Genomic DNA, 16,379 nt, shown 5'->3' on the forward strand with positions numbered 1-16,379 from the left:
CCAAAATTCTTCAGCAGGAGCCCAGCCATGACCTCCAGGCCAACCCGGGAAGACCAGGTCGCCCGGCTTTCCCGAATCGATAAAGCCCAGCTGCCGGCCGACGGCGGCGAACTCTTCAACCGCCTGATCTTCGAAAAAAGTCCCTACCTGCTGCAGCACGCCGAAAACCCGGTGGATTGGCATCCCTGGGGCGAGGAGGCTTTCGCCCGCGCGCAGGCGGAAGACAAGGCGGTGTTTCTCTCCATCGGCTATTCGACCTGCCACTGGTGCCACGTCATGGAGCATGAGAGTTTCGAGGACGAGGAGGTCGCCGCCGTTCTCAACCGCAACTTCATTTCCATCAAGGTGGACCGGGAGGAACGGCCCGACATCGACAATGCCTACATGAGCGTCTGCCAGATGATGACGGGCAGCGGCGGCTGGCCGCTCAACCTGGTGCTGACTCCAGAGCGCAGGCCTTTTTTCGCCGCAACCTACATCCCCAAGACCTCCCGGGGGGGGATGGTCGGCATGATCCAGCTGATGAGGAAGATCGCCGAACTCTGGCGCGCAGACCGCCCCCGCCTGGAAACCACCGGTCAGGAAGTAGGCCGGGCCCTGCAGCGCCTGGAGCAGGAAGCCCATGACCGCCAGCCGCTCAGCGACCTGCCGCTGCGCAAGGGGTTCAACGATTTTCTCGACAGCTTCGACCGGCAGCACGCCGGCTTCGGCAGCGCGCCCAAGTTCCCCACCCCCCACAACCTGGCACTGCTGCTGCGCATCGGGCAGCGCTTCGGCAGGCCGCAGGCCGCCGACATGGCCCTGCAGACCCTGCAGGCGATGCGCCTGGGGGGCATCTTCGACCAGGTCGGCTTCGGCATCCACCGCTACTCGGTCGACGCACGCTGGCTGGTGCCGCATTTCGAAAAAATGCTCTACGACCAGGCGCTGGTCGCCTCGGCTGCACTCGACGGCTTCCAGGTCGGCGGCGACGGGTTCCACGCCCAGACCGCCCGGGAGATCCTGGAATACCTGCTGCGTGACCTGCGGGATCTGGAGGGTGGATTCTACTGCGGCGAAGACGCCGATTCAGAAGGGGCCGAAGGGACCTTCTACCTCTGGACGCCCGAGCAGGTCGAGCAGGTGCTCGGCGCCGACCTGGCCAAGGTCTTCTGCCGCAGCTACGACATTACCGACCAGGGAAATTTCGAAGGGAAAAACATCCCCCACCTGGAACAGGACGTGGGAGCGCTGGCAGACCGGGTCGGTGTCGACCCGGCGCACCTGGCCGACCTGCTCGGCGAGGCGCGACAGAAGCTGTTTGCCGCCAGGGAAAAGCGGATCCGCCCCCACCGCGACGATAAGGTGCTGACCGGCTGGAACGGTCTGGCCATCGCGGCCCTGGCCCGGGCCGGAGCCCTGCTTGGCGAGCCGCGCTTCATCGCCGCGGCGCAGGCCGCGGCGGATTTCGTCCTGACCCGCCTGCGTGGCAGCGACGGCCGCCTGCTGCGCCGCTGGCGCCTCGGCGAAGCGGCGATCCCGGGGTTTCTCGAGGACTATGCTTTTTTCGTCTGGGGACTGATCGAACTGCACCAGGCGACCTTCGTCACCGAGCGCCTGGCCCAGGCGCTGGAACTGAACGGGGAGATGGAACGGCTGTTCGCCGATGGTCAGGGGGGCTTTTTCGATACCGGCAGCGACGCCGAGTTCGTGCTCAGCCGGGGGCGCTCGATCCACGACGGCGCCATCCCTTCGGCAGGATCTGTGGCGGCGCTCAACCTGCTGCGCCTGGGCCGGCTGACCGGCGACCTGTCCCTCGAGGAGCGCGGCCAGCAGCTGCTCAGTCTGCGCTTCGGGCAGATGGCCGCCCACCCCCAGGCCTACAGCCAGGCCCTGATCGCCCTGGACTTCGCCCTCGGCCCGGCCATCCAGGTGGTCCTCGTCTCGGGCAGCGACGGCAGCCCTCCCGAGGAACTGCTCAAAGAGCTGCGCCGGCGCCTGCTGCCCACAGCGGTGGTGCTGCTGACCCACCCCGGCGACCGCGAGTTGGAGAGTCTCGCCCCCCTGGTCGCCGGCAAGCAGCCGGTCAAAGGCCGGGCGGCGGCCTACGTCTGCATAGACAGAGCCTGCCGGGAGCCGGTGACAACAGGGGAGGAGCTGGCAGCCCTGCTGGACGCCCTTCGCGCCGATGGTGACGGCTGACGCCTGCCAGGACTCACGGATCGAGGTTTAGGCAATCAACCCTGCAGCACCTTGAGCAGGTGCGGGACCAGCTGCTTTTTGCGGGAGAGGACCCCTTTCAATTCGAAGAGGTTCTCGCCCACCTGGGGATAGCCCATCAGGTAGGGAAGCTCCTTGCCGCCGAGGCCCAGCAGCAGGCTGGTCCCCTGGACGATGTCGGTGATCAGCAGCCCGGCCACGTCAAGCTTACGTTCCTGGCGCAGCTGCTCGAGGTTTTCGGTGATCCGTTCGCGCATGTTGTGGAATTCGTGGAAGCTGACCACCTCGACCTGCCCCACCCCGAAGCTGCGGTCGCCGGCCTGGTACTCCTTGAAATCGGCCAGCAGCAGGTGGCGGATGCTGGGGTAAGCACCAAGGGCGCTGCCTGCGGCAAAGATGCGCTGGCCGAATTCCTGGGGGTCGCGGTCGCAGAGCGTTCCGAGCCAGGCGGCGATCTCCCGGTCGATCTCGGTGGTGGTGGGTGACTTGAGGATCACGGTGTCGGAAAGCAGTCCGGCCAGCATCAACCCGGCGATCTGCGGCTCTGGCTCCAACCCGCACTGGCGGTAAAGGGTGGCGACCACGGTGCAGGTGCTGCCCAGGGGCTGGTTGATGAAGCGGATCGGGTAGTCGGTGTGGAAATTGCCGAGCCGATGGTGGTCCACCACCTCGCGAATCTCCACCTTGTCGGCCCCGGCCACGGCCTGGGAAAGCTCGTTGTGATCCACCAGGATCAACTTCACCGGCGAGGAGGCCAGCAGGTTGCTTTTGGTGGCCACCGCCGCCACTTTCCCCTCGGCGTCGAGCACCACCACGCCCGGGTCCTGGGTGTGCAACAGCTTGAGTTTCAGGTCGTCCAGGCGCTCGTTGAGGCCGGCGGACTGGAAATCCTCCTTCACCAGGTTGCGCACCGGCGTCGAGAGGCGGGTCAGCCAGGTACTGGTCGCCGAATCGTAGGGAGTGGAGAGAATCGTCACCCCGTTGCGCCGCCCCTTTTCCACGATTTCCGGATCGACGGGCAGGTTCCCGGTAACCACCAGGATGCGCACGCCGATGTCCACGGCCTGTTCGAGGATCAGCCGCCGGTCGCCGGTGATCAGGATCATCCGGCGCGGGTCGAGCCCCTGCATTTTTTCCCGGAAGGTGGAACTGGCCATGGCACCGACATACAGATCGAAGCTGCCTGTCTCATCCCCGTCGGCCAGGTGCAGGGGGGTGGCCTTGAGGCACTGGCAGATGGAGTCGGCGGAGGTGAGCACCTGCCGGATCTCCTCCTCGCGCGCCGGGATCAGAAAACGCTCCGAAACCCGTTTGAGAAACAGCAGCCCGAGCGGCCGCCGCTCTCCATCGATGACCGGCAGCATGCGGATGCTGTGGCGGTGAAACAGCTCCAGCGCCTGGGAAAGCGGCGCATCGCCGGCAACGGTGACGACCCGCTCGCCGATCACGTCGCGCACCCGGGGGTAGACATCGACCAGCAGCTGGGGGACCTGCACGCCGAGGGTCTCCAGGACGAACTCGGTCTGGCGGTTGATGTCCCCCGCGCGACCGGGCCTGATCTCGGCCAGTCCCTGGCGCTCGCGCAACCGGGCATAGGCGATGGCGCTGCAGATGGAATCGGTGTCCGGGTTTTTGTGTCCGATGACGAAATACTGTTCTTGTTTCATTTGGCTTCCTCGGTTAATTCCGGTCCCGCAGAGTACCTTTCACGTCTCCGAGCCCGATGATATTTTCCACGATCCCCCGCGCGGGGCGACCGAAATTGTCGAACCAGACGTACACCGAACCACCGCCGGTGTCGAACACCTCTTCATCCACATCGACCCGCGCCAGCACTCCCCCTTTGGGGAAGAAGTCCAGCTTGGAGCGCTGCCGGTCGGTCAGGATTTCCACGACGATCTCCCCCTCACCCTTGCGGCTGAACGCCGGGATCACGAAGCGCTGCCCCGACTGGACCGGACCGAAAAAACCGGCACGAAAATTAAAGAAGGCCGTCAGGATGTCGTTGGGCGGATTTTCGGCCTGCATCGGGAGGCTCTGCTCGCCGTAGACCTCTCCCTCGCGGATCTTCTGGAAAACCACCCGGTGCCCGGGGTAGTCGAAGCGGTACAGTTTGCCGCGATTGCTTTTTTCCGCCCCCTTGCCCTTGATGATGAGCGACTCGTGCTGCAGCGAGCGCAATCGCCCTTCCGGGCCTATCTCCATGTGCGAAACATAGCGCTGCAGACGGTCACGGGTCAGCCATGCCGCCACCCCCAGGGTGCGTGCCTCGAGCGTCGCCACGAAGGTCCCCGGCCGCTCCCCGGGCCGCAGAGAGAGCTCCCCCTCGGCGAGCCGGTCAAACCACAGAAATGAGATATCGTAGGTGAGCACTTCGCCAACCAGCGCTTCCAACGGAGCGGGGCCGGAACTGAGATTAGCCTGGGGCTGTGCCTCGGCCGCCATCCCCTTCCCGGTGGCCAGAAGCAACAACAGAAGCAGCAGGCTGTATTTCATGGCGCACCTCACAGGAAAAGAGCCAGAATGAAGGCTGAATAGGCGCAGAGCAGCAGCCCCCCCTTGACCGGCCCCAAGCTCAGCCGATGCCGGGCCAGGGGAAGCAGGGCGACGCTGAACAGGAGCATGACCGGCAGTTCGAAACGCAAAACCCCGGGGTCAATGGCCAGCGGCCGAATCATCGGGCAGATCCCGAGCACGAACAGGATATTGAAGATATTGCTGCCGATCACGTTGCCCAGGCTGATGTCCATCTGCCCCCTGGCGGCACTGACCAGCGAAGCGGCCAACTCCGGAAGGCTGGTCCCCAGGGCCACGATGCTGATGCCGATCACCAGCTCCGAGATGCCGAAGCCGCGGGCAATGGTCACCGCCGAGCGGACCATCAGTTCGGCGCCGGCCCCGAGCCCGCCCATGCCGATCAGGATGAGCAGCAGATCCTTGTTGCGCGAAGCCCTCTCCCTGGCCACCAGCGCCTCGGGGGCCGGCCGTTCCAGCCCCTGTTCCCGGGCCCGGCGCAGGCAGTAGCCCAGGAAAACCGCCAGCAGCAGAAACAGCAACAGCCCTTCACCGAAGGTGAGCCTGCCGTCCAAAGCGAACAGGAACAGCAGAAGCGAAGCCCCGATCATGAAAGGCAGCTCCCGCTTCAGGGTACTCGGGGGGACCGCCAGGGGCTTGAGCAGCGCCGCCGCTCCCAGGATCAGTCCGATATTAGCCACGTTTGAACCGATGATGTTGCCCGCGGCGATATCGGAGGAGCCCCTGAGCGCGGCGGACAGAGAAACCATCAGCTCCGGCATGCTGGTGGCGAACGCCACAATGGTCATACCGATGATAAGAGGGCGCACTCCAAAGGACAGGGCGAGCCGGGAACTGCCCTTGACCAGGCTTTCAGCGCCGAAATAGAGCACCAGCAGTCCGCTGACGAACAGCGCTGCGGCCAAAACCATAATTACATCCTCTCTCACCGTCCGGGTCATGGGCCAGCACCCGGAACCGCAACAGCGGGCATAGATACAACGCTGTTGCGGATAAGGCAAGTGTTTTCCCGGGACGCCGCCCGCTTTCCAGGGGAAGAAACCGTCGAGGTTGCCTCCCTGCCGCGGACCGCTTCCCGCTTGACATTCACCGCCGTTGCTTACTATGATCGGAAAAATTCATATATTTGGTTATTTCCCCTCAGGCAAAGAGGTTATTGATGGAGCAGGTTGAATTTGACAAGATGCAGAGTTTCGACCGGGAGGCCGAAATTCTCAAAGTTCTCGGCCACCCGGTGCGCCTGAAAATAGTTGCCGGGCTGCTCTCCCAGAGCTGCAACGTCAAGAAGATCTGGGAATGCCTGGGGCTTCCCCAGGCCACCGTTTCCCAGCACCTGGCCCTGCTGAAGAACAAGAGGATCATCGAAGGCCGGCGCGACGGGGTCGAGGTCTATTACCACGTCATCAGCGAGGAGGCCAGCCGGATCGTTGGAGCGCTGTTCGAAGCGGGCCCCTGCAAGTGAGCCGGCTGCACCTCAAGCCGGGACACGACCGCCGGGTCCGCGGCGGCCACCCCTGGATCTTCAGCAACGAAATCGGACGGCTGGAGGGCGACCCCGAACCCGGGGCCGCCCTTGAAGTTTTCACCCACCAGGGCGAGTTGGTCGGTACGGCCTATTACAACCCCCAATCCCTCATCGCAGCGCGCCTGCTGTCGCGCCGCCGCGAGTCCATCGACACTGCCGAATTCTTCCTGGAGCGCTTCGAGAAGGCCCTCGCCTACCGCCGCAGCCTCTACGGCGAGCTGAGCGCCCTGCGCCTGGTTTTCGGCGAGGCGGACGGGCTGCCCGGGTTGATCGTTGACCGCTACAACGACGTCTTATCGCTGCAGTTTCTGACCCTGGGCATGGAGCGGCGGCGCGAAGCGATCCTCCAGGCGCTGGACCAACTGCTCGAGCCGAGCGCCGTCGTGGCCCGCAACGATGTGGCGGTCCGCGAACTCGAGGGGCTGCCGCAGAAAATCGAGCTGTTGGCCGGCAAGCTGCCCGACGAGCTGGTCATCAACGAGCACGGCCTGCGTTTCCGGATCGACGTCACCGGCGGCCAGAAGACCGGGCATTTCCTCGACCAGAAGGAAAACCACGTGGCCCTGCAGGGGCGCGTGGCGGGCCGACGCGTGCTGGACATGTTCTGCTACTCGGGAAGCTGGTCCATCCACGCCGCCCGCTACGGAGCCCGGGAGGTCACCGGGGTCGACGTCTCGGCCGGTGCCGTGGCCCTGGCCCGGCAGAACGCCGAGCTCAATTTCCAGGACAAGGTCTGCGACTTCGTCCAGGCCGACGCCTTCGACCTGCTGCGCGACCTGCAGCGCGACGGCGAGCGCTTCGGCACGATCATCCTCGATCCGCCCGCCTTCGTCAAAAGCCGCAAGAAACTCCAGGAGGCGATCCGCGGCTATCTCACCATCAACCGCCGCGGGATGGAACTGCTCGAGCCCGGCGGTTTCCTGTTCACCTGCAGCTGCTCCTACCACATGGACCGCGAGACCTTCCTCGACACCCTGCGCAAGGCCGCCCAGCAGGCCGGCCGGGAAATGCGCCTGATCGAAATGCGCGGCCAGGCCTACGACCACCCGGTGCTGCTCGCCTGCCCCGAAACCGAATACCTCAAGTGCGCCATCCTGCAGGTTGTCTGACGGCCGGAACCGGCTGACCGACCCTGAATCGCGAACGCGCCCCTAAAACTCCCTCTCCCTCAGGGAGAGGGTTGGGGTGAGGGTGGGGTAGCCGCCCCGGCCGCGTCCGATCCGACGGATCAGCGGCGGCCGGAGCGGAGGTTTACCTTCCGGCTTTGCCCTTCTCTCCAGAACGACCGCCAAGCATCCAGTATACTGGCCAACAAGCCGTGTTCAACGCCAAGTTCAGGGAATTAAAGGTTTACGGGCCAGGGCGTAGATGACCTGGTAGGTGGCGGGGATGGACCCGGCGCCGCCGAAGTCCTGCTGGTAGAGTTCGGCCATGCGCTGCATGACGCGGCGCGAGGAGAGCCCCGCGGGACGGTCGCTCGAAGCGTTCTGCGCGCCGATCTTCTTCAGGCTGCGCAGCAGGGCCGGCACGTCGGGATGGTGCTCGATCTCGTCGGCGCTGCGCACCTCGATCGCCTCGAAGCCGGCCCCGTCGAGGGCCTGCCGCACTGCCGCCTGGGTCGGGAAATCCTGGGCGTGGGAGGGATGGTCGGCGCCCGCTTCGGCCACCGCCCGGCGATGGCTGGTGCGCAGCTCGTACAGGGTCCGCTCGCCAAACAGGGCGATCCCGAGGCCGCCGCCCGGGGACAGCACCCGCAGCGCCTCGGCAAAGGCCGCCGGCAGGTCGTTCAGCCACTGGTAGACCGAGGAGGAGACCAGCAGCCCGAAACGGCCGTCGCGAAACGGCAGCGCCTGGGCGTCCGCGTCCAGGGCGAGGGCCCCGGCCAGCTGGCCGGCGGCGTGCAGGGTCATGCCGTGGGCCAGATCGCAGAGCACCAGCGGCCGGTTGGCGAATTCCCGGGCCACACTCGCGGCCAGGGCCCCGGTGCCGGTCCCCACGTCGAGCACCGGCCCGTCGGAAGGGCTCTTGCGCCTGAGCAGGGCCAGCAGTTCATCGACCACCCGCTTCTGCACCAGGGCGTAGCGGTCATAATCCTCGGCGTGACAGGAGAAATGCCGGCGAACCTGGCGGGTATCCACCACCGTGGGGGTCATCCCAGAAACTCCCGCCAGAGGGCGAAGGTCGCCTCGGGCCGCGACAGAAAGGGGCCGTGGCCGGTTTCCGGCAGCAATGCCAGCCGCCCCTGGGGCAGCTGTTCGGCGAGGTAGCGGCCGGCGCCGGCCGGGGTGATGCGGTCGAGTTCGCCATGCACCACCAGGGCCGGGCAGTCGACGGCGCCCAGGTCCCCGCGCTGGTCCGCCCCACCCAGAGCCTCGAGGGCGGCAAGAGCAACGTCCGGATCAGGAAGCCGCCCCGCGCGCACGGCAAACTCGACGATCCGCCGGTACCGCTGGCGGGCGATTTCTTCGCCCGCGAACTGCAGGGCGAAGAAATCGCCCATGGTCTTCAGGTAGGCACGCTGGAGGTTGCGGGCCATGGCCCGCACCTGCCCCGCCGGCAGGCCGTGGGGCCAAGCAGCGCTGGCGGTGAAGCAGGGGGTGCTGCCGACCAGCAGGATCCGTTCGATCCGGGCTCTCAGCCGCGGATAGAGCTCGAGCAGCACCTGCCCCCCCATCGACCACCCCAGAACCGCGGCATTCTCCAGATCGAGCCCTGCGAACCACTGGGCCAGATCCCCCCCCAGTTCGGCAAAACCGTAGCCCGGGCCGGGGTCCGAGGCGCCATGGCCGCGCAAATCGGGGGCCAGCACCCGGAATTCCCCGGAAAAAGCCTCCAGCGCTTCGCTGAACACCACCGACGACATGGACCAGCCGTGCAGCAGCACCAGGGGGCGGCCCGCCCCGGCCTCGCGGTAGGCCAGACGGCGCCCGTCGGCCAGGCAAAAGGACTGCATGCTCAGACCTCCGCCAGGACCTGGGCGATGAGCCCGGCGGCCCACTCCAGCTCATCAATGCGATGATCGGCCATCAAGGTCGCCCGCAGCCGGCAGCGACCGCCGGCCACGGTGGGGGGGCGGATCCCCTGGACGAAGACTCCCGCTTCGAACAGGCGCGCCGAGGCGGCCATGGTGCGGGCCGGCTCGCCGGTCAGCACCGGGACGATCTGGGTGGTGCTGCCGAGCAGATCAAAGCCTTGCGCAGCCAGCAGCCCGGCGAACAGCTCGCGGTTGCGGCGCAGGGCTTCGCGGCGCCGGGCCCCCTCCTCGCTCTCCACCAAGTCGAAGGCCGCCTCGGCGGCGGCCAGCACCGCCGGCGGCAGGCTGGTGGAGAAGATGAAGGGGCGCGAGCGGTTGATCAGGGTCTCGATCAGCACCCGGTCGGCGGCCAGGTAGGCGCCGAATCCCCCCAGGGCCTTGCCGAAGGTCCCCATCTGCAGATCGACGGCGCCCAGGCAGCCGAGTTCCTCGGCGGTGCCCCGGCCGGTCTGCCCCAGCACCCCGGTGCCGTGGGCGTCGTCCACCATCAGCAGCGCATCGTAGCGCTGTTTGAGTTCGACCAGCGCGGGCAGCGGCGCCACATCCCCGTCCATGCTGAACACCCCGTCGCTGACGATCAGCCAGCGCCCCTTGCGCCTGGGGGCTTCGGCGCGCATCAGCCGCTCGAGGGCATCGGCGTCGTTGTGGGGGTAGACCAGGGTGCGGGCTTTGGCGAGGCGGCAGCCGTCGACGATGGAGGCGTGGTTGAGGGCGTCGGAGAAAATCAGGTCGTCGGGGCCGGTCAGCCCCTGGATGATGCCGGTATTGGCGGCGAAGCCCGAGTTGAAGACCAGGGCGGCCTCGCTCCCCTTGAAGGCGGCGATGCGCCGCTCGAGGCGCTCGTGCAGTTCCATGGTGCCCGAGACCAGGCGGCTCGCTCCCGAGCCTACCCCGTAGCGGGCGGTGGCGGCGCAGGCGGCATCGACCAGGCGCGCGTGGCTGGCCAGCCCGAGATAGTTGTTGGAGCACAGCAGCAGCACCTCGCGCCCCTCCATGGTCACCCGCGGGCCCTGGGCCCCGCCGATGGTCCGCAGCGAGCGCAGCATCCCCTGCTCGCGCAGCTCATCGAGCTGGCGGCGAAATCCTTCCATGCTCAGTTCTCCCATTCGATCTCGCCGTTGATGCGTCCGACTTCGGTGATCAGCAGGGCGGCGTGTTCGAGGTAATCGATCAGGGCCGGCAGGTCGAGTCCGGCGCGCCGGATGAAAAAAGCCCGTCCGCCCCGCTCTTCGCCGGCAGGCTTCAAATGGGGCATGCGCTGGTACCCCCCGAAAGGGGTGGCCACATAGCCGGCGGTGTAGTCGGGGTCGTCTGACCAGCAGAGTTCGGCGACCACCCCCGGCGCCGAGAGCACCTTGGCGGCCAGCACCAACGCCTCGCGCACGTGGGGATTGTCGAGCCCTCGCTCGGCCAGGCGCAGGCGGAGCTGCAGCTCGGCGCCCGGCGCAAGGTCCATGCGCGAAGCCCGCACTCCCCGGGCCCGGTCGGGCTCGAGGCGCTCGCCGCTGTCGGCATCGACCAGCATCGCCCCGCGCATGTTGCCGCCAGTCGGCGAGGCGCCCTGCGCCAGGGCCTCGATGGCCAAAGAGGCGGCGACCTCGCGCACTCCCGCCGCAACCAGCAGACGCAGGGCCGCCTGACGGCCCTGCCGGTAATCGGCGACACAGAGGGTGGTCAGGTCCGGCAGCCGGCCGCTGGCCACCGCCTCGGCGGGCAGCGCCTCGACGGTGAGAACGATCTGCTCCGCCTCCCCCCGGGGATGCTCCAGGGCCCGGCGCAGCAGGGCTGCGGCCAGGGATTCGAGGTCCTGCCGGCCGCCCAATCGCTCGGCACCGGAGAGATGAGCGCCCTGGCGGCTGGCATGCATGCGGATGCTGTACAATGTGCGCGTCATAAGGGGCGAAATTATCACGCGGCCCCCGCATTGTCAACCTAACGAAAGAACAGGGTTGACAAGCACGGGGTCTTTTCGCCAAAGTCTGTCTGTGGTAGCCTTGGTGCCACGTTTTTCTATCTTTCCCCATGAGAGGATTCGGGCCTTAAGCCTATGGACAGACTGCTTCTCAACACCGCCTTCGCCACCTACCTGCTCTCGGTCCTGCTCTACCTGGCCCACGCGCTGCTGCGCCGGCCCTTGTTGTGGCGCAGCGCCTTCGGCCTGGTGCTGGCGGGCTTCGCCCTGCAGACGGTTTGTCTGGTTCTGCGCTGGATACAGGCCGGCTACCTGCCGATCACCAACCTGTTTTCCACCCTGTTCTTTTTCAGCTGGGCGCTGGCGGCCTGCTATCTCTACTTTGAAATCCGCTACCGCATTCATGCCGCCGGGTTGTTCGTGATGTTTCTCAACCTGCTGCTGCTTGGCTTCGCCGTGCCGCGCAACCCGGCCTTCGCCCCGCTGATCCCGGCCCTGGACACCCCTCTGTTCACCCTGCACGTGGTGTTCTCGTTTTTCGGCTACGCGCTGTTCGCCATGGCCTTTTCCCTGGGCGTACTCTACCTGGTGCGCCGCACCACCGGCAGCGAGCTGCTTCCCGAACTGTCCCTGCTGCGCAAACTGAACGAGGAGTCGATTTTCCTCGGTTTCTGCCTGTTCACCCTGTGCATGCTCTTCGGCAGTGTCTGGGCCCAGGTCGCCTGGGGCTACTACTTTTCGTGGAACATCAAGGGGATATGGTCCTTCCTGGTCTGGCTGTTCTATGCCGGGATGTGCCACGCCAAATTCGTCCGCCGCTGGCAGGGGACCGGCTACGCCATACTCTCCATCGCCGGCTTCGGCGTGGTGCTCTTCACCTACCTGGGCATTGGGCTGCTGATGAGCAGCAATCACCCCCTCGAGTAATCGACCATGAATCTGCTATCCAGAACCTGGGACTGGCTCTGCTCTCTGAAACTCGCCATCGTCCTGGCCACCGCCGCCACCCTGCTGATCATGGGCGGCTCGCTGCTGATCCCTGGCAACCCGCGCATCTTCGCCAGCATGGACGCCCTGCCGTTGGGGACCTGGCTGAGCCAGGTGGGCTCACGGGCCCCAGGGCTGAGCTGGTGGGTCTACGCCGCCGCCGTGCTGATGGTGCTGCTGGGGATCAACACCCTGTGCTGCTTCATCGACTGGCTGCTGCGGCTGAACTCGCGCTGGCGCAAAACCGGCGAATACCTGATCCACCTCGGTTTCATTCTGGTCCTGACAGCCTATGTCTGGGGCAGCGCCGCGGGTTTTCGCAGCGAAGCGCAGCGCATCGCCGTGGGGCAGACCCTGGCGATTCCCCAGATGCCGGGCCACTACCTGCGCCTCGAGGCCTTCGAACCGGTCTTCGGGGCCGGCGGCCGGCCCCTGGACATGGTCAGCACCCTGACCCTGTTGATGGGGGAAACGGTCGTGGCCAGCGGCACCGTCCGCACCAACCACCCGCTGACCTATGGGGGCCTGGCAGTCCTGGCCGTCTCCCTTGACCGGTCGGTCGAGGGGTTCCGCTTCTTCCAGCCAGGACGCGGCCAGCTCACCCTGACCTCGGGCTCCACCCTCCCCCTGCCGGGAGGCGCCCTGCTGGAAGTGCTCGGCTTCGTCCCCCATGCGCGCCGGTTGCCGGACGGCAGGGTGGTTTCCCTGGGGGAGAACCTGATCGACCCGGCCATGGAATTTCGCCTGCGCCGCCCGGGAGAACCGCCGCTGCACTTCTGGCATTTTTTGAAAGGCGGCTCCCCTCCCCAGCTGGGAACCATCGGCGTGGAGCTGCGCCCGACGGAGCCGGCATTCGGCTACGTGAGTATCCTCAACATCCATCACGACCCCGGCACCCGGCTGGCCCTTGTCGGGGCCGTGGCCATGCTGGCCGGGGTGCTACTGGCGCTGGTCTCCTTTTACCGCAAGCGCAGCCGGGGCGACCGTCCAGAAATCTAGGGCCCGGATTCGCTGGGGAAAGAGGCTGCCGCCCCCGGGCCCCGGCCTGACGCCGCCGGAGAATCGTGTTTTTCTCGCAAAATCGCCGGGTTGATTAGCCATCTCCGGTTCTCAGCGGCCATTTCCCGCTTGCATTAAACTCCGGCAGCCCCTAGTATTGGGATTTGACAATTTTTTCGCATCCGGGACGCCGATCCGGCAATTTTCTGCGACTCACTCGGGTTAACAGGGAAGGTTTTTCGTGCGCATTCGAATGATCAGGATGGTCTTGCTCATCACCGTGCTGTTCAGTCTGGCCCTGCCGGCTCATGCCAGGGTGACCTTCGGGGTGGTGCCTGCCGCCAACTCCCTGATCCGCTCCGAAAGCCAGGCCGTAGGTTTTGCCGCCGAGCTCGAGCGCCGCCTCGGTGAAGAAGTCCGCATCCGGCTGTTTGCGGACGAGGCCACCCTGCACAACTGGCTCAATCGCTTCCGCGAAGTCGACCTGGCTGTTCTCAGCCGCGGCTACATTCAGCGGCAGCCGGCCGGCGAATTTTTCGCTCTTGCCGAGAACCTGCGTTCAGAGATGGCCGGTGCCGAACCCGCCGACCCGATTGTCGCCCGCCAGGGGCTGAGTCCCCAGGTGATGAGAAAGCTGCAGCTGGCCCTTTACGCCCTGGCTTCGGACCCGGCGGCAAGAGGGCTGATCGGAGCTCCCAAGGCCCCGCCCCCTCCACAACCTGCCGCCACCCCTCCGGTCGTCACGCGCAAACCCGCAACACAAGCGCCCACGCCGCCGCCTGTGAAAAAGGCCCAGGCGCCCCCTGCCCGTTCGCCCCAGGCGCAGGCCCCAATCGCGGCGCCCGCGCCCCCGGCGGTCGCTCCTCCTGCGCCCGAACCCGCTCCGGAAACACCTCCGATGGCGGTGGCCCAGGAGGCGCCCGAATCCGCAGCGCCGCAGGCACCCGAGAAACAACCGGCACTCGAGGCCAAACCTGAGCCCATGGCCAACCCAGGCGACGCCGGTGCCCCCCAGCCCAGGATCTGGAGCGATGCCGACCCGGCTGCCGCTCGGGCGCCCGACTCACCCGCTCCGGCCAGGCCGGAGGCGGCTGGCGGCGAAGGCCGCCCCACTTTGGAAGATTACTCCCGCAGCGCGGGCGGACAGGCCCCTACCGCTGACGACACCGATGGCGCAACGACCTGGTTCCAAAGCGATCTGCCTCTGGTGCCGCTAATCTCCCTGCTGGTGCTCAGCCTGGCTGGCGCCTTGATTTTCGCTACCCGCTACCGGCAGAGGCAAACCCGCGACGCCTTCGCCTGGCATTCAACCCCCCCGAGCCCGGCGGGAGCAGCAAAACCAAGGTCCTCGACTTCCGGGGCGCCTTCACCGGCCGGCGCGGCCGCTCCGCAGTTGAAAAAGACCCGGGCCCAGGCTACACCCGGGAAACCGGTTCCTGCCTCACAGCCCGCCGCACCGGCCGCCGTCAGGCCAAAACCCGCGCCACCTGCTGTGTCGGTGGAGGTTTCCGGTTCGACGGCTCCTCCGAATACGCCCCGGCCCCACCATCCTGAGGCCCCCCTCCGTGAACCTGGCGACCAAGCGCAGCCGGTGCCAGCCTCGCCGCCCGTCGCCAAGGTTGAATCGCCCGGCGCGACAGCGCCGCCCGTGCCTCCCCTGGAGAAACCGGCTCAGCCCCCAGCGGCCCCTGCGGCCGAGGCCGGGGAAAAGCCCTTCCCCTTCGCCTCGACGGAGGATCTCGTCGATCCCGAATTCACCCCGCTGGGACCGAACAGCGAGGTGCTGAACCGCTACCGGAACCCCTTCGAGGACGATGAGTTCCAGGAGCAACCGGAGCAGGAAATGCCGGCCGCCCCCACCGGGGAAGCGGACCAGGCCGAAGCTGTCGCCCTGGAGGAAACGCCCGCGGTTGGCGAGGAAGCGCAGGAGGCAGGACCAGAAGCCGTCCCCGGGGAACCCGAAGAGGTGCCCCTGCAGACCGACGCCAGCCAGGAAACCTTCTCGCTGCTGGGGGTAGAGCAGAACCAGGCCTGCGCCGGGCCCGGCATCAGCCTGGCGGAGGTGGATGAGGAAGAATGGGCGGAGGTTCCGCTCGAGGAAACCGCGCCGACCCCGGCCATCGAGGTGGCCGCAAACGAGGAACCTATCATTCTGGAGAGCCAGGGACAGGAGTTCAGCTACCAGGATGCCGGTGAGCCGGTGGTGGAAGTCGCCGAGGGGCACGGGCACGGTGAGGCAGTGGAAGCGGCGGGAGAAGAGCCGGCGGCAGTGGAGACTCCCGCCCCGCTCGAAAACCTCGCTGCGGCGCAGACACCGTCCTCCCCTCTCAACCTGGAAGGGAACGTCGCCGCCATCAGGATGCCTGCGCTGCTGCAGTTGGTCGCCTCCCAGTCCCTCCCCGGCACCCTGGTCATCACCACGCGCCATGATGAAAAAAGGCTGCATTTCCGCAACGGCAGGATAGCCTTGGCGGCCTCGGTCAATCGGGCCAATCGCAACCAGACCGGTTTTTTGATGAACAAGGTCGGCTACCTGCTGATCCGCCAGGGGAAAATCACCGAGGAGCAGCGGGACAAGGCCCTGGAGTTATGCGGCAAGGACCCGAGCAAACGTATCGGCGAGATGCTGCTGGAAATGGGGGCCCTGAACCGCCAGTCGCTTCTGGAGGCACTGCGCAGCCAGGCTGAAAGCGTCATCTTCTCCCTCTTCATCTTTCCGGAAGGGCATTTCCGGTTTGGCTATGAGGAATACCCGCTTCGCCCCGAAGACGATCTGGCCCTCGACATAGGGGATCTGCTGGAAAATGCCCGCCGCAACGAAGCGGAATGGGACAACATTCGTGAGGCGATCCCGTCCCTTGATACGGTGCTCGATTACACCCCGGCGGGTCGGGACAAACTTGGCAATGCCCGCATGACGGTCCACCAGAAGTTGGTGCTCTCCCTGATCGACGGTCGGCGCCCGATCAACGAGATTTGCGTCGCCGCCACCATGGTCGATCTGGAAGTTTACAAGTTCCTCTATTTCATGGTTCACGCCAAAATTCTCCACCGGGTCAACCGGCGTTGATGGGAGCAGCCAGGTTTCACTCCAGCCGTTTTTCCCCCGCAGCTGGTATAGTTGTAGCGAAGTGTCCCTGGCCGCCGGTACGCGTGGATGCTCCGCACCGGCGGGAACCGGCGTCCCC

At 66.4% G+C, this 16,379-nt stretch carries 13 protein-coding genes; 6 read left to right on the forward strand and 7 right to left on the reverse strand.

The window, feature by feature from the left end; all coding sequences use genetic code 11:
• Positions 1-27 precede the first annotated feature (27 nt).
• A complete protein-coding gene (locus tag DESUT3_RS14210; protein WP_221249140.1) occupies positions 28-2,181 on the forward strand; it encodes a thioredoxin domain-containing protein in 2,154 nt (717 codons plus the stop codon).
• Positions 2,182-2,216: 35 nt separating this feature from the next.
• Here the strand turns inward: DESUT3_RS14210 and DESUT3_RS14215 are convergent, their stop codons facing one another.
• The 3 genes from DESUT3_RS14215 to DESUT3_RS14225 are packed head-to-tail and all read right to left on the reverse strand — an operon-like array spanning position 2,217 to position 5,645.
• Positions 2,217-3,866, reverse strand: a complete 1,650-nt coding sequence (locus DESUT3_RS14215) for a putative manganese-dependent inorganic diphosphatase (RefSeq protein WP_221249141.1) — start codon at positions 3,864-3,866, stop codon at positions 2,217-2,219.
• A gap of 13 nt (positions 3,867-3,879) precedes the next feature.
• A complete protein-coding gene (locus tag DESUT3_RS14220; protein ID WP_221249142.1) occupies positions 3,880-4,695 on the reverse strand; it encodes a DUF3108 domain-containing protein in 816 nt (271 codons plus the stop codon).
• Positions 4,696-4,703: 8 nt separating this feature from the next.
• The gene (locus tag DESUT3_RS14225) at positions 4,704-5,645 is read right to left on the reverse strand and encodes a calcium/sodium antiporter (protein WP_221249143.1); all 942 of its coding nucleotides are present in this window, start codon (positions 5,643-5,645) and stop codon (positions 4,704-4,706) included.
• Between the two features lie 248 nt (positions 5,646-5,893).
• Between DESUT3_RS14225 and DESUT3_RS14230 the strand changes: the two genes are divergently transcribed.
• Both DESUT3_RS14230 and DESUT3_RS14235 read left to right on the forward strand, forming a co-directional pair.
• On the forward strand, positions 5,894-6,196 hold the full coding sequence (locus tag DESUT3_RS14230; protein WP_221249144.1) for an ArsR/SmtB family transcription factor: 303 nt from the start codon (positions 5,894-5,896) through the stop codon (positions 6,194-6,196).
• A complete protein-coding gene (locus DESUT3_RS14235; protein WP_221249145.1) occupies positions 6,193-7,368 on the forward strand; it encodes a class I SAM-dependent rRNA methyltransferase in 1,176 nt (391 codons plus the stop codon). The genes DESUT3_RS14230 and DESUT3_RS14235 overlap by 4 nt, the downstream gene beginning before the upstream one ends.
• Positions 7,369-7,593: 225 nt before the next feature.
• On the opposite strand, the gene DESUT3_RS14240 is transcribed toward DESUT3_RS14235, so the two are convergent.
• From DESUT3_RS14240 to DESUT3_RS14255, 4 genes are read right to left on the reverse strand one after another with little or no spacing between them, the layout of a single operon-like run.
• Entirely contained in the window at positions 7,594-8,412 is an 819-nt protein-coding gene (locus DESUT3_RS14240; RefSeq protein ID WP_221249146.1) for a methyltransferase domain-containing protein, read from the reverse strand.
• Positions 8,409-9,212, reverse strand: coding sequence for an alpha/beta fold hydrolase (locus tag DESUT3_RS14245; RefSeq protein WP_221249147.1), 804 nt, complete (start codon positions 9,210-9,212; stop codon positions 8,409-8,411). The genes DESUT3_RS14240 and DESUT3_RS14245 overlap by 4 nt, the downstream gene beginning before the upstream one ends.
• Before the next feature lie 2 nt (positions 9,213-9,214).
• Positions 9,215-10,384, reverse strand: coding sequence for an 8-amino-7-oxononanoate synthase (gene bioF / locus DESUT3_RS14250; RefSeq protein ID WP_221249148.1), 1,170 nt, complete (start codon positions 10,382-10,384; stop codon positions 9,215-9,217).
• 2 nt (positions 10,385-10,386) lie between these two features.
• Positions 10,387-11,187, reverse strand: a complete 801-nt coding sequence (locus tag DESUT3_RS14255; RefSeq protein ID WP_221249149.1) for a 6-carboxyhexanoate--CoA ligase — start codon at positions 11,185-11,187, stop codon at positions 10,387-10,389.
• Positions 11,188-11,340: 153 nt separating this feature from the next.
• Here DESUT3_RS14255 and ccsA point away from each other — a divergent pair, with 153 nt between their 5' ends.
• The 3 genes from ccsA to DESUT3_RS14270 all read left to right on the forward strand — a co-directional run bounded on the left by ccsA (position 11,341) and on the right by DESUT3_RS14270 (position 16,261).
• Positions 11,341-12,132, forward strand: a complete 792-nt coding sequence (gene ccsA, locus DESUT3_RS14260; protein ID WP_221249150.1) for a cytochrome c biogenesis protein CcsA — start codon at positions 11,341-11,343, stop codon at positions 12,130-12,132.
• Positions 12,133-12,138: 6 nt separating this feature from the next.
• Positions 12,139-13,191 (forward strand): cytochrome c biogenesis protein ResB, encoded by a 1,053-nt coding sequence (locus DESUT3_RS14265; RefSeq protein WP_221249151.1) that lies wholly within the window; start codon positions 12,139-12,141, stop codon positions 13,189-13,191.
• Positions 13,192-13,432: 241 nt separating this feature from the next.
• A complete protein-coding gene (locus DESUT3_RS14270; RefSeq protein WP_221249152.1) occupies positions 13,433-16,261 on the forward strand; it encodes a DUF4388 domain-containing protein in 2,829 nt (942 codons plus the stop codon).
• Positions 16,262-16,379: the final 118 nt, after the last annotated feature.

Source organism: Desulfuromonas versatilis, from assembly GCF_019704135.1.
In the GTDB taxonomy this organism is placed as follows: Bacteria; Desulfobacterota; Desulfuromonadia; order Desulfuromonadales; family NIT-T3; genus Desulfuromonas_A; species Desulfuromonas_A versatilis.

What these genes read in the sequence shown, in the direction of transcription:
- DESUT3_RS14215 (WP_221249141.1), bottom strand. Translation starts at nt 3,866, where the DNA reads ATGAAACAAGAACAGTATTTCGTCATCGGACACAAAAACCCGGACACC.
- DESUT3_RS14240 (WP_221249146.1), bottom strand. Translation starts at nt 8,412, where the DNA reads ATGACCCCCACGGTGGTGGATACCCGCCAGGTTCGCCGGCATTTCTCC.
- DESUT3_RS14225 (WP_221249143.1), bottom strand. Translation starts at nt 5,645, where the DNA reads ATGGTTTTGGCCGCAGCGCTGTTCGTCAGCGGACTGCTGGTGCTCTAT.
- bioF (WP_221249148.1), bottom strand. Translation starts at nt 10,384, where the DNA reads ATGGAAGGATTTCGCCGCCAGCTCGATGAGCTGCGCGAGCAGGGGATG.
- ccsA (WP_221249150.1), top strand. Translation starts at nt 11,341, where the DNA reads ATGGACAGACTGCTTCTCAACACCGCCTTCGCCACCTACCTGCTCTCG.
- DESUT3_RS14230 (WP_221249144.1), top strand. Translation starts at nt 5,894, where the DNA reads ATGGAGCAGGTTGAATTTGACAAGATGCAGAGTTTCGACCGGGAGGCC.
- DESUT3_RS14210 (WP_221249140.1), top strand. Translation starts at nt 28, where the DNA reads ATGACCTCCAGGCCAACCCGGGAAGACCAGGTCGCCCGGCTTTCCCGA.
- DESUT3_RS14245 (WP_221249147.1), bottom strand. Translation starts at nt 9,212, where the DNA reads ATGCAGTCCTTTTGCCTGGCCGACGGGCGCCGTCTGGCCTACCGCGAG.
- DESUT3_RS14220 (WP_221249142.1), bottom strand. Translation starts at nt 4,695, where the DNA reads ATGAAATACAGCCTGCTGCTTCTGTTGTTGCTTCTGGCCACCGGGAAG.
- DESUT3_RS14255 (WP_221249149.1), bottom strand. Translation starts at nt 11,187, where the DNA reads ATGACGCGCACATTGTACAGCATCCGCATGCATGCCAGCCGCCAGGGC.
- DESUT3_RS14265 (WP_221249151.1), top strand. Translation starts at nt 12,139, where the DNA reads ATGAATCTGCTATCCAGAACCTGGGACTGGCTCTGCTCTCTGAAACTC.